The organism is Candidatus Clostridium helianthi, assembly GCF_045310795.1.
GTDB classification, from domain to species: domain Bacteria; phylum Bacillota; class Clostridia; order Clostridiales; family Clostridiaceae; genus Clostridium; species Clostridium helianthi.
On the sequence record NZ_JBJIAB010000018.1, the window covers coordinates 56,379 to 68,590 of the forward strand.

13 protein-coding genes and 2 pseudogenes are annotated in these 12,212 nt (G+C 30.2%); 11 read left to right on the plus strand and 4 right to left on the minus strand.

Annotation, left to right across the window (positions count from 1 at the left end; genetic code table 11):
* Positions 1-57 precede the first annotated feature (57 nt).
* The 4 genes and pseudogenes from ACJDTP_RS14645 to ACJDTP_RS14660 all read left to right on the plus strand — a co-directional run.
* On the plus strand, positions 58-1,434 hold the full coding sequence (locus tag ACJDTP_RS14645; protein WP_406761650.1) for an MDR family MFS transporter: 1,377 nt from the start codon (positions 58-60) through the stop codon (positions 1,432-1,434).
* Between the two features lie 250 nt (positions 1,435-1,684).
* A complete protein-coding gene (locus tag ACJDTP_RS14650; RefSeq protein WP_406761651.1) occupies positions 1,685-2,365 on the plus strand; it encodes a DUF5680 domain-containing protein in 681 nt (226 codons plus the stop codon).
* A 20-nt stretch (positions 2,366-2,385) separates the two neighbouring features.
* A complete protein-coding gene (locus ACJDTP_RS14655) occupies positions 2,386-3,255 on the plus strand; it encodes a methionyl aminopeptidase (protein WP_406761652.1) in 870 nt (289 codons plus the stop codon).
* 13 nt (positions 3,256-3,268) lie between these two features.
* Positions 3,269-3,403: pseudogene (locus ACJDTP_RS14660) on the plus strand (DUF2200 family protein); the annotation flags it as partial.
* Between the two features lie 170 nt (positions 3,404-3,573).
* Here the strand turns inward: ACJDTP_RS14660 and ACJDTP_RS14665 are convergent.
* Both ACJDTP_RS14665 and ACJDTP_RS14670 read right to left on the minus strand, forming a co-directional pair.
* The gene (locus ACJDTP_RS14665; protein ID WP_171773030.1) at positions 3,574-3,966 is read right to left on the minus strand and encodes a DUF1622 domain-containing protein; all 393 of its coding nucleotides are present in this window, start codon (positions 3,964-3,966) and stop codon (positions 3,574-3,576) included.
* A gap of 48 nt (positions 3,967-4,014) precedes the next feature.
* Positions 4,015-4,467, minus strand: a complete 453-nt coding sequence (locus ACJDTP_RS14670) for a VOC family protein (protein ID WP_406761653.1) — start codon at positions 4,465-4,467, stop codon at positions 4,015-4,017.
* Between the two features lie 127 nt (positions 4,468-4,594).
* Between ACJDTP_RS14670 and ACJDTP_RS14675 the strand changes: the two genes are divergently transcribed.
* From ACJDTP_RS14675 to ACJDTP_RS14685, 3 genes are all read left to right on the plus strand, one after another.
* Entirely contained in the window at positions 4,595-5,533 is a 939-nt protein-coding gene (locus ACJDTP_RS14675; protein WP_406761654.1) for a helix-turn-helix transcriptional regulator, read from the plus strand.
* 264 nt (positions 5,534-5,797) lie between these two features.
* Positions 5,798-6,325 carry a GNAT family N-acetyltransferase gene (locus ACJDTP_RS14680; RefSeq protein ID WP_171772111.1) on the plus strand — a complete coding sequence of 176 codons (528 nt, stop codon included), beginning with the start codon at positions 5,798-5,800 and terminating at the stop codon, positions 6,323-6,325.
* A gap of 640 nt (positions 6,326-6,965) precedes the next feature.
* A complete protein-coding gene (locus tag ACJDTP_RS14685) occupies positions 6,966-7,316 on the plus strand; it encodes a DUF2200 domain-containing protein (protein ID WP_406761655.1) in 351 nt (116 codons plus the stop codon).
* Between the two features lie 176 nt (positions 7,317-7,492).
* On the opposite strand, the gene ACJDTP_RS14690 is transcribed toward ACJDTP_RS14685, so the two are convergent.
* Positions 7,493-8,179, minus strand: a complete 687-nt coding sequence (locus ACJDTP_RS14690; protein WP_406761656.1) for a YetF domain-containing protein — start codon at positions 8,177-8,179, stop codon at positions 7,493-7,495.
* A 379-nt stretch (positions 8,180-8,558) separates the two neighbouring features.
* Between ACJDTP_RS14690 and ACJDTP_RS14695 the strand changes: the two genes are divergently transcribed.
* The gene (locus tag ACJDTP_RS14695) at positions 8,559-9,005 is read left to right on the plus strand and encodes a hypothetical protein (protein WP_271813305.1); all 447 of its coding nucleotides are present in this window, start codon (positions 8,559-8,561) and stop codon (positions 9,003-9,005) included.
* An 85-nt stretch (positions 9,006-9,090) separates the two neighbouring features.
* Positions 9,091-9,678: a TetR/AcrR family transcriptional regulator gene (locus ACJDTP_RS14700; protein ID WP_406761657.1), complete on the plus strand. Its 588-nt coding sequence runs from the start codon at positions 9,091-9,093 to the stop codon at positions 9,676-9,678.
* A gap of 113 nt (positions 9,679-9,791) precedes the next feature.
* On the opposite strand, the gene ACJDTP_RS14705 is transcribed toward ACJDTP_RS14700, so the two are convergent.
* A complete protein-coding gene (locus ACJDTP_RS14705) occupies positions 9,792-10,634 on the minus strand; it encodes a nitroreductase family protein (RefSeq protein ID WP_406761658.1) in 843 nt (280 codons plus the stop codon).
* Between the two features lie 410 nt (positions 10,635-11,044).
* Here ACJDTP_RS14705 and murI point away from each other — a divergent pair, with 410 nt between their 5' ends.
* Together murI and ACJDTP_RS14715 are read left to right on the plus strand one after the other, a co-directional pair.
* Positions 11,045-11,833 (plus strand): glutamate racemase, encoded by a 789-nt coding sequence (gene murI, locus ACJDTP_RS14710; protein WP_103697985.1) that lies wholly within the window; start codon positions 11,045-11,047, stop codon positions 11,831-11,833.
* A 42-nt stretch (positions 11,834-11,875) separates the two neighbouring features.
* Positions 11,876-12,211 (plus strand): annotated as a pseudogene (locus tag ACJDTP_RS14715) (carbon-nitrogen hydrolase family protein); the annotation flags it as partial.
* Position 12,212: the final 1 nt, after the last annotated feature.

Genomic DNA, 12,212 nt, shown 5'->3' on the forward strand with positions numbered 1-12,212 from the left:
ATGTATAATAAAATAAAATAAAATTAGGTACACAGTGTACCGTAAGGAGATGTTAGCTTGAAAGAAAATAAACTTTCCAAAGGTATAATTGGTATCTCAATGATTTTAGTATTGGGAGCACTTCCTCCAATGTTGGATGCCACTATTGTCAATATTGCAGTCAATGATTTAGCTAAATTGTTCTCAACCACATTTGGGGTAGTGCAATGGGTAGTTACTGGATATACCTTAGCATTGGGGATTGCTGTTCCATTTTCCGGATGGTTGATCCAAAAATATGATGGCAAGAAAATATTCATGAGCGCATTGGGGCTCTTCATGATAACTTCATTGCTCTCTGGCTTTGCGTGGGATATACAAAGCTTAATAGCATTCCGCGCTATGCAGGGGTTCGCATCCGGTCTAATGATTCCTACATTAACAACCATGATAGTTCATGTAGCGGGAGCGGATAACCTTGGTCAGTTAATGTCCATTGTAGGAATTCCAATTGTTTTTGGCCCTATCGTCGGTCCCATTATCGGTGGCTCAATATTGGAGTATATGACTTGGCGCTGGTTGTTTTTTGTGAACCTTCCTATTGGGATCATTGCATTGATTCTACTTCAGTGGAAGCTTCCTAAATTTGAAGCTGCTAACATTGATGCGAAAATGGATTGGTTCGGAATTTTAATGTTAGCTCTAACATCTGGAATGTTTATCTATGGCATAACTAAAATCAAAGGGTCAAATGATAATATATCTGGTATTTTGACTATTGCTATTGGGGGAGTTTCAATGATGGCGTATGTCATTTATGCATGGAGAATGAAAGAAAAGGCGTTAATTCCGCTGAAACTGTTCAAGTCAAAAAACTTCTGTGCCGCATTTATCTCCTTGTTTCTGGCTGGGTTTGCCACCAATGGTCCAATGCTCCTGTTTCCAATGTTTTTCCAAAATGTTAGAGGTTTGGATGTCATCACTTCGGCACTGTGGTTGATCCCTCAAGGAGTGGGTATGTTGGTGACACGTTCACTTGTTGGAAAGACGACCGATAAGATAGGCGCTCGCTTTGTAGTTCTTCCTTCAATTGCTATTACAATCATCGGTACTCTTCCATTTGTTTTCTTTGATATGGGTACAAATCAGTGGTATATATGGTTTATACTGTTGTTGCGTGGTATGGGTGTTGGAGGTGTGACAATCCCTCTTATGAGTGATTCTTATGTAGGACTTGAAAAAACGCAGGTCGCACAAGCTAGTGTTTCAACAAGAATCATACAAAACATTGGTTCCGCATTTGGTTCTGCTATTCTGGCAACTGTTGTAAGCAGTGCTTTGAAAATGAAGGAGGCTACTGCTGCCAATATTTCAGCCGCTTATCATGCAGGTTTTATTATAAGTATAATATTCATAGTGATAGGCATTATTCCATCTTTGTTTATAACCTTATAACCAACAAGGTGATGGAGGACAACAAAATATCAGCAATGACCGACAATGAATCAGAATAAAAAAGATGAGTAGTTCTATTATTTGATGATGTTACGGAGAACTTCATCATAAGCAAATAATAAGGCAGAGAATGTTTGGTATTAGAATTACTTTTTTACTAAATGCAACTTTTAGTTGTCAACTGTGTTATATTTAGGTGGTAGAAATATGATAATATTGTAAGTATACTAATACCAGGAGGGATTAAACTATGAGTTTTCAGGAACAATTGCAAACACTTAGAAAAGCAAAAGGTCTATCGCAGGAGAAATTGGCTGAATTCTTAGGTATATCAAGACAATCAGTTGCAAAATGGGAAGTTGGGCAGTCCTATCCAGATATAGCTAGATTAATTGCATTAAGTGAGTTCTTTAAAGTAAGCATTGATAAATTAGTCAATGATTATGAAGAAAATTGTAGGTTATCAATAGAAGAAAATAAAATTAATAATATAAATAAAAATATAATTGATTTTCTATGTAGAGCTAAAAGATCCACGTATGCTGGAAATGGTGCAGAGTGTAGATCTTCAAGGCCAAATTCTCATGATTTAGAATATGTAGAAGGAAACTTAAAATATATTGATACCTATTTAGGTGGAGAAAGATTTTCAGGGGAAGAAGGTTTGTGGCAAGATGATATTCCATTTTGGTCAATGAATTATACTGGAAGAGTTTTGGATGAAAGATTTTCAGGTAGTTTTTTAAAGGAAGCTTTGAGTTTAGTAACGGAAGATAATCCATATAGAGGTCCTATTATTTATCAAAATGGACAGTATAAATATCATTGCATTATAAATGGTGAATTTAAGTGGTTTCAAGGGCATGAGGAAATATATTTTGGTAATATTAAAGTTTATGAATGTTATTTTCATGGAGGATCAATTAAATAGTTAAAACAAGGAGTAATATTATGATATTAAACAGAAATGATTTATGTTGGTGTAAAAGTGGAGCGAAATATAAAAATTGTCATTTAGAATTTGATAAGAAATTAAGTGACTTAAAAAGAAAAGGACATATAGTACCAACAAGAGATCTTATAAAAACAAAAGAGCAAATTGAAGGAATAAGAAAGAGTGCAGAGGTTAATAATGGTCTTTTAGACTTGATTAGTGAAAACATCAAAGAAGGCATGACAACAGAGCAGATAGATAAGTTAGCATATGATTATACTATATCAAAGGGTGGAATTCCAGCAGACCTTAATTATGATGGTTTTCCTAAAAGTATTTGTATATCAATAAATAATGAAGTATGTCATGGAATACCAAGTGACGATGTTGTCCTTAAAAATGGGGATATTGTAAATGTAGATGCTACTACTATATTAAATGGATATTATTCAGATGCATCAAGAATGTTTATGATTGGTGAAGTAAGTGAAGAAGCCAGAAAATTGGTTCAAGTAACTAAAGAATGCGTAAATAAAGGACTGGAAGCAGTTAAACCTTGGGCATTTTTAGGAGACATTGGAGCAGCAATTCAGGAACATGCAGAAAGTAATGGCTATTCAGTAGTTAGAGAATTTGGAGGACATGGAGTTGGATTAGATATTCATGAAGATCCATTTGTTTTTCATTTTGGAAAAAGGGGAACAGATATGGTTTTGGCGCCTGGAATGGTGTTCACAATTGAACCAATGATAAATGCAGGAAGTCATGAAATATTTATAGATGAGGATAATGGATGGACTGCATTGACAGCTGATGGTTCTCTTTCAGCACAATGGGAACACACAGTTCTTGTAACAGAAGATGGGGTAGAAGTTATTTCAAAATAATTATGTAATGTTACTTATTAATTGGGGTGTCTGCTGTGTCAAAGTAGAAGACATTGAAGAACTAATCATGAAGGAAAGTTGCTATTTAGATAAGCTAATAGACGAGTTAGTAAAAGTAAAAGCTATGGATAAGATCTTAAGAAAATAATGATTAAAAGTATATACTTTCCCAGTAAATATGAGCGGATTTTCAGGGCTCCATTGTAGGGTGATTGCTGAAGTATAGTGGTGTGAGAGGATGGAAACAAAATAATTGTTTTCATCCTACTCGATGTATTATAAATTATTGTGCTATAGCTTATTTTTAGGTTATAGTAATTAACTTGACTGATTATTTTCAGTAGCTTTCATTTCTTTATTTAGGAAATAAGATATCACTGTTCTAATTATAACTATAGCAGCTAGTCTCAAAATATCATGCATGGTAGGATTTAATATAGAATCTATAATATCTGCACTTATTAAGATCTCCAAACCTAATAGTATATAAGAGCCTAAATAATTTTTTGCAGATGTGATCTTTTTAACTATATTTGATCTATTATTAGTGGATATCTCCAATTTAATAAAATTTATCAAGCAAAGAAAAACTCCCCAAACTATGATTGTTATGGATAAGCCCTGTAAAACTATTATGAGGATTTCAAGAATCTTTTTAATATCCAATACTGCACCTCCTTTATTAGAATACAGTTTACCCGTAAACACCATATTATAAACCAATTCCAAACCTCATGTTTCTCATACATTGAATAATTGTTACTTTAATCTCTCATCAAAACATAATTGAATTTTAATACCAAATGGGTCTTCAATAATACCATATGCTTTACTAAATATATTACTGGATAATGGTACAATTATGTTGACTCTTTCATCTGTAATTAAGCTCTTGTAGAATTGTTGGATTTCCTCCAAATCAGCACTTTGAATACATAGAGAAGTATTATTACCAGCTTGGTACTTTTCATTAACATCCATTGGATTTTCATTAAGCATAATTTTAGTCTTACCTATTTTCAAAACAGAGTGAGAGATGTGATTTTTGTTTTCGTCATTAATTTCTATTGATTTATCCCCCATCTTTACCAGGTCTGCATATGTTACAATCATTAACTGTTCTGCATTAAAGTGTTTCGTGTAAAAATTAATAGCATCTTGTGCTTCTCCATTCATTGAAAGGAAAATAGCAATTTCTAGCGTTGTACTCATAATATTAATCTCCTTTGTATAATAAATTAGATATCAATGACTATATTATTGATATAATTAGAGTATAATACTTAAAGGTGTCAAAATATGAAATCTTTATTCGGGAAAATTTTACAACGGAGGATATATGAAAAAATCAGAAAGATTAAACCATATGATGATGTATTTGAATGACTTCGATTACTTTAATTTAAGTGATTTAATAAATAAATATAGCATTTCAAGAAGTACAGCTTTGCGTGACATTGCTTCATTAGAAGAATTGGGAATGCCTATTTATGCAGAGCAAGGTAGGTACGTAAGATATGTTATATTGAAAAATAGATTATTGTCACCTATTATATTTACCATAGATGAAGTATACGCTTTATATTTTGCAATGCTCACACTGAAAGCCTACGAGTCTACACCTTTTCATTTAAGTATAGAAAAATTAAATGAAAAATTTGAAAACTGCCTATCAGGAGAACAAATAAAAGAAATTAATAAGATGAGAAAGGTCTTAAAATTTGAAGCATCCAAGCATAATAGTGTTAGTCAATTCTTAGATAAGATTTTAGAAAGCATTATTAATGAAATTAGCTGTAAGATTAAGTATTTGAAAAATAACAAAACTGTAAATTATCACATACAGTTTTTTGAAATTTCCTCTAAATTTGGACAGTGGTATGCTAGTGGAATAGAGCTTAAGAGTAATAAATACAAAGTTTTTAGATGTGATAAAATGACCTCATTAAAATTTAGCAATGATAAGTTAGAATTTCCAATTGAAAAATTAATAAACTCTCCCTTAGAGTTCTACCAATCTGATAAAAGTATTCAATTCGAAGTAGAAATTTTAGATAGTGCAAAAGATATTTTTTATAAGGAAAACTATCCTTCTATGAAAATAGAATTAGGGACAAAGACAATTATAAAGGGATTTTTTAATGTGGGTGAAGAAGAATTCATATCTAATTATTTCCTTAGATACGGTACTTCTATTAAGTCAGTGAAACCACAATCATTAAAATCTATTATTTATGAAAAAATTAAAGAGATTCTAAATCATTATGAAGAAATTTAATACTTATATATACTAAAATATTAATTTGATTAAAGTCCTAATTTATAAGTTTTGTATTGAGGATATTAAAAAATTATGAGCGATAAATTCAAATTTCTAGTTAAGGTAGTTTACAATCTGCATATTTAATGCAGTAAATTACGAAAATGTTCTTTGAAAATTGAGTAATATAGCTTTTACAAGATATGTTATAATCAATTTGCAATGGTAAATTATTGTAATAAAACAAAATTTATATTTCGAATTGATTTGGAGGTGATACATATGAATATTACTATTGAATTTGGGCAAGTAAATGATATTGATGAATTAGAAAATCTTTATAATGATTTAAATGATTATTTGGCAGATGGAGTAAATTATCCGGGATGGATAAAGGGTATATATCCTGTAAGACAAAATGCAATTGATGGCATTAAAAACGGAAATCTTTATGTAGCAAAGCATAATGGAACAATCATTGGTTCTATTATTTTAAGCCATGAGCCTGAACCGGCATATTATAATGTTAAATGGGGATTTGAGTATGACTATTCAGATGTTTTTGTTATACATACATTTGCTGTTCATCCAAGATTTATGAAATGTGGTGTAGGTAAAGCACTAATGGACTTTGCTGATAAACATAGTGTTAAGTCAAAAGTTAAATCAATTAGATTGGATGTTTTTGAAGGTAATATGCCTGCCATTAGGCTTTATGAAAAATGTGGATTTAAATATATTGATACTGTTGATTTGGGCCTTGGAAACTACGGATTGGATTCGTTTAAACTGTATGAAAAATTAATATGAAATAATATGTATAGTCCTATAAAGTATTTGTTGAATATTTTCCATATAGTTATGAATCAGTAAAATTAAATAGCAAATTTTAAAATCGTATTATTCAAGAAAATGAATTTACGATTTTTTTAATTCGTAATACTAAAAGGAAGTAATAAAAGTTTTATTAATTTCTAATTATGGGAGGATCATATTATAAGTAGAAAGCGATTTTATTGAATATTTGAAAGTAATTGGTATATAATTAGATTAATGTGAATAAATGCAAATAAACTCGCTATGGATTTCGAGGGGATAATTATGTATTATAATAGTAAATTCAAGATTATTAATATAACAATATCAATAGTAACTATTTTAACAGCAATATTTTCTATTGTGAACCATAATCTAAAAATGATTATTATGCTAATTGTACTTATGTTATCAGGAATACAACAATTAATAATGGGTATTAATTATTTCAAGTTAAATAAGAAAAAAGAATACACCTTATTAATAGGAGTTAGCATATTTTTGTTCTTATGTTCAATAGTTTCAATTAAACTTATAAATTCCTAATATTATTAGGAGGAGTTTTTTAGTGAAAATTTCAGAGAAATGCTTTAAATATTATAAATAAAGAAAATTACATAAGTGAGGATGTATTATGACAAAACATAAGATTTATACAACGAGTGTAGCAAGTGTCTACCCTCTTTATGTTACGAAGGCGGAGAAAAAGGGACGTACAAAAACAGAGGTTGATGAAATAATTCGATGGCTGACAGGATATAGCAAAGAGGAGCTAGAAGCTGAGCTGAAAAAACAGACTGATTTTGAGACTTTCTTTGCAGAAGCTCCTAAAATGAATCCTTTACGAACCTTGATTAAAGGAGTTGTCTGTGGTGTTCGAGTGGAAGATATTGAAGAACCAACTATGAAGGAAATTCGCTATTTAGATAAGCTAATAGATGAGCTAGCAAAAGGAAAAGCGATGGATAAGATTTTAAGAAAATAATTATCAAAAGCGAAGAAACACTGATTTTATATGAGAAATATAAATAATTGGTGTTTTTTTTTTGACCTGATTAATTTTGAAACATCATGTAATGTATTTTTAGTTAGTATAAAGGTTAGTGAGGTTATGTGAAATAAGTTATATAAAAATGTTAAGAAGAAGATTTTGCATATAAATTATTTCTTTTGTAAGAATAATGTACCATCACTTTGAAGTTCTCCATATATTATATCAGCTAAATTAGATATATTTTGAATTTTAAGTTGAGAATATAACCAATCTTCGCTTAAATTTAATTCTTTCAAATTATGTTTAACTATTTTTCCGTCAGAAATTATTTCAGATGGTAAATATTTTGGTGTAGGAATAGTAATGTTCATATCAGATTTAGTAATTTGCTGATCTTGTGGCTTTTTCATTACACTTAAGTTTCCGTTAGGCTCTAATATAGCATATTCTACTTCTTTAATAGAGAATATATTTTGTTTCCTAAGTAGCATTAATAAATCATCTAAATTAACACGATTAGAGGTTAAAGAAGCTTTTAAAATTACCCCTCTTTTTATAACTATTGTAGGTTGACCATCAATTATTTGTCTTAATTTACTGAATTTTAAGCTAATGTATTCAACTAAAAGAGTTAACACACACCAAAAAATTAACCCTATAAAATCATCCCAAAAAGGTTCTTCGGTTTCACGAATCATATTAGCTGCTATTGAGCCAATTGTAATTCCAGTAAAATAATTAAAAAATGTTAGGTGGCTCATTTGTTTTTTTCCTAATATTCTGGTTAAAACTAGTAATGTTATAAAAAGTATAAATGTTCTTAGTAAGACGTCAGGTGTGTTTGTTGGGATCATTGGTATTACCTCCTAAAGTTATAGTGAAAATAATCTTTATGTAAAGAAAATAGTGCAGTATAAAAAGTAATAAATATAAATGAATTATTGACTAGTAATAACGTTTATATTCAAATAAATAGTCAATTATAATGATTAATGCATAAAGTATCCAAATATTAAAAAGAAATGTAAATAGAAAATTCATATTAATATTAAATTTGTGTAATATTAAGCCACATGTGGATTTTGCATAGCAATTAATAAAAATAGATTTTTGAAAATTGAATAATAGGATATTCAAAAGATATGTTATAATTATCCATAAATAAATCAAAATCATAAGTGAGTTTAATTTTTTATAGATAGAATGCTATATTGCTTTTGATGGAGGAAATCAGTGAAAAAATTATTTGAATTTATAGGTGTTTTTTTATTAATAGTTGTGATCTTAATTTCTGTATTTTTATATATACAAATAAATAGACCATATACTGAGGTTATTGATATCAATTGGTCTATTAAATTACCGGACTCATATAAAGAAATTTATTCAATGGAGAGTATAGCAAGTGTTCATGGGGATGGTGAACGATATCATATTTTTGAATATACAAAAGAAGATGATATTGACCAATATCTAAATTGGGAAAGTAATAAAGATAAATCTATCGAAGCAGAAATAGATAAAGTTTTGTCTGGATTAAATGTTCCAAAGGAGAATATGCCCAATTTTCAGAATGACTATAGATACTATATTGAAAAGAAGTATGGTGATTCTTCAAAATTATATCTAATATTTATGACTGACACAAAAAAACTTTTTGTAATTGAAGATATACTATAATTCATTTGATTTAATTCTGTTACAATTAATGTAATTTGAAACATAAAACTAAAAATGATATAATTAAAAATAAAATAAGAAAGCGGTGATAAATTTGGATAAAATATCGCTAGATAAAGAAACGATCCTTAATGCAACAGAAGAAATAATTCGCCGTTTCGGACCAGATAAAGCGAATATCACTGATGTGGCAAAATTATTAAAAGTAAGTCATGCTGCTATTTATAGATATTATAATGGAAAAACAGATCTATGGAACGCTGTTACCGAGCGTTGGCTTACACGTTTGCATGCTCCGTCAAATAACATATTAAAAGAAGATAGTCCTGCAGATGTTAAACTTAGTAATTTACTCGAAAGTTTTGTCGAAGCTAAACATCACAGTGCTATTAATGATCCGGAAATGTTTGCGAACTACATAAAACTAGCTCAGAGATCAATGGAAGTAATAAAAAAGGGTATAGAAGAGGGAATTAATTCTATTGAGAAGGTTATAGTGCAAGGAATTACAGAAGGTATATTCTTTACAGAATCTCCTTATCAAGAGGCGAGATCTGTATATCTTGCAACCAGCGTTTTTATTCATCCAAACACATTTGAAGATCCTGACAGAAAACAAAACATAGAATCTGTTATAAATCTTCTAATAAAAGGACTTAAGAATTCCAATTAATAAATATTTTATATAAGAAATGGCCGACTATTGCCGGCCATTTCTTATATGCTTATCTAAATCACAGTCACATTAAAATATAAATTAATGCAATTCATACAATTTCGTTCTTATTATTTTCCCCAAGTAACCTGCAATGGGCTTCTATCTACCAAACGTTTATAAGTGTATTTGGGAAAGCCGACCATAAGTCCTCCTGTAACCTTCATATTTTCTGGCAAATTTAAAATATCAAGTAATGGTTTATAGCCAGCAGCAGCACAAGCGTCAAAAAATCCAGTAATGCAACTTCCAAGTCCAATTGAAGTCGCATAAAGTTCAGCATATGCTAGAGAAAAAAGCGTGCTGTCATGTCCCATTGATGAAGAACTTTTATGAACTATTGGTATCACTAGACAAGGAGCATTACGCAATACAACATCATCACCAGTCTCACGATAGTGTCTTACATGACTGGTAAATGGTGCTTCTAATGGTGATCCAGCATAAGGTGGGTGTTTCAATGCCTCTTCTAACCAATCAACAGCAACTGATGTGATTTTGCGTAATGTATCAGGATTATCAATTACATGATAGGAAACTCCTTGTGAATTACCACTTGTTGGCGCAAATCTGGCAACATTTAAAAGCTGTTCTATCTTTTCTCTAGGAACTGGTTTATTTTGAAATTCCCTAATAGAACGTCTGCTGCGGAGAAAGTTAGATGCAGTATCTTCGTCAAGAACTGGTGTTTTTTCTAGTTCTACTTGATTTGCTAAAGGTGTTTTTACATTGTCAAGTGCTGCACTGTGACAAACAGCCACACAGTGCCCACAGGAGATACAAAATTGTCCTACTACCTTTGGCCCATTTTCATCCATACCTATAAAATCAGTTGGACAGACTTTGGAGCAGCTTCCACACTTAGTACATTTAGATTGATCAACCTGTATCAAATTTCTATTATCTTTTTCCATATTATAATTCCTCCCCTTGAGATGATTATAGAATTTAATTGAAAGTTACAAATGCTTAAGTATGTAACTTGTAATTTAATTTTATCATACAATAAAATTAATTACAAGTTTATAAATATGTAACTTATAATTAGTTATGCCAGCTCCACATGTAATTTGAGTATATAAAACACCATCAGTCCTGTCTTTACTAATAAGATAATTTTTATATTAGTAGATTTCTTATTTTTTGCGATAATCAAAAATTTGAAAATAATCTTTTAAAGTAGTTTTATTTTAAAAATTGAATGATGTGATATTTACCAAATATGTTATAATTGTTTTGCTGAAGTAAATTTATGTGAAACAATGATGAAATAAAGCTTCAGTGGAGTAGCATATAAATTTTATTTATTGGAGGAATAGAAAAAATGAAAATAGGTTTTTTTGATTCAGGTATCGGTGGTATTACTGTATTATATGATACGTTAAAAGTGTTACCTAATGAAGATTATATATATTATGCAGATACATCAAATGTTCCATATGGACCAAAACCAAAAGATGAAGTTAAAAAGTATATTTTAAATGCTATAGATTTTATTGTTAAACAAGGAGTTAAGGCAGTAGTTATTGCTTGTAATACTGCTACAAGTGTGGCAATAGAGGAGTTGAGAAGTAAATATAGCATTCCGATTATTGGTATGGAGCCTGCAGTAAAGCCCGCCATTGAGAAAAACAAAGATATGAATAAACGAGTTTTGGTAACTGCTACTGCTTTGACGTTAAAGGAAGAAAAATTACATAATCTTATTTATAAATTAGATAACGAACATGTTGTTGACTTACTGCCTCTTCCAGGATTAGTTCAATTCTCAGAAAAACTAGAGTTTGATGAAGAAATAGTATTACCGTATCTTAAAGATGAGTTATTTAAATTTGATTTAAATAATTATGAGGCTATTGTTTTAGGATGTACCCATTTTTCGTACTATAAAGATATGGTTAGAAAATTAGTGCCTTCAAATGTTAGTATAATTGATGGAAATATTGGTACTGCAAAAAATCTTAAAAGAATTTTGAAAGAAATGAATTTATTGAATGAAGGGCATGGCAATATCACTTTCTATAATTCAGGAATTATAGTCGAGGATAAAGCAGAATTAGATAGGTATAACAGACTATTTAAAAGAATGGATAATATAAACGAATATAATTAACTTACCTATGCAAAGGTTCATACCTGTGATTTTGGAGATGAATGCAGATTAACAGCCGGTGATGATTTTTATGTTGCCGATTTAGGCACTTCCCAAGGTAATGTAAAAATAGGTGCAATGATTTGCTATGACAGGGAATTTCCAGAAAGCGCAAGAATTCTTAGGTTAAAAGGCGTTGAGATTATTTTAGTACCAAATGCTTGCCCTATGGAGATAAACCGCATTTCACAGTTGAGATCAAGAGCATATGAAAATATGGTTGGTATTGCAACTGTAAATTATCCAAAAGGTAAACCTGACTGCAATGGCCATTCTTCTGCATTTGATGGGATTGCGTACAGACCTTCCGACTTTGGTTCAAGAGACACGCTTATTTAAA

Excerpts from the sequence above, each read along its gene's own strand:
- ACJDTP_RS14705 (WP_406761658.1), bottom strand. The coding sequence starts at position 10,634 with ATGGAAAAAGATAATAGAAATTTGATACAGGTTGATCAATCTAAATGT.
- ACJDTP_RS14665 (WP_171773030.1), bottom strand. The coding sequence starts at position 3,966 with ATGGTGTTTACGGGTAAACTGTATTCTAATAAAGGAGGTGCAGTATTG.
- ACJDTP_RS14685 (WP_406761655.1), top strand. The coding sequence starts at position 6,966 with ATGACAAAACATAAGATTTATACAACGAGTGTAGCAAGTGTCTACCCT.
- ACJDTP_RS14690 (WP_406761656.1), bottom strand. The coding sequence starts at position 8,179 with ATGATCCCAACAAACACACCTGACGTCTTACTAAGAACATTTATACTT.
- ACJDTP_RS14655 (WP_406761652.1), top strand. The coding sequence starts at position 2,386 with ATGATATTAAACAGAAATGATTTATGTTGGTGTAAAAGTGGAGCGAAA.
- murI (WP_103697985.1), top strand. The coding sequence starts at position 11,045 with ATGAAAATAGGTTTTTTTGATTCAGGTATCGGTGGTATTACTGTATTA.
- ACJDTP_RS14650 (WP_406761651.1), top strand. The coding sequence starts at position 1,685 with ATGAGTTTTCAGGAACAATTGCAAACACTTAGAAAAGCAAAAGGTCTA.
- ACJDTP_RS14675 (WP_406761654.1), top strand. The coding sequence starts at position 4,595 with ATGAAAAAATCAGAAAGATTAAACCATATGATGATGTATTTGAATGAC.
- ACJDTP_RS14670 (WP_406761653.1), bottom strand. The coding sequence starts at position 4,467 with ATGAGTACAACGCTAGAAATTGCTATTTTCCTTTCAATGAATGGAGAA.
- ACJDTP_RS14680 (WP_171772111.1), top strand. The coding sequence starts at position 5,798 with ATGAATATTACTATTGAATTTGGGCAAGTAAATGATATTGATGAATTA.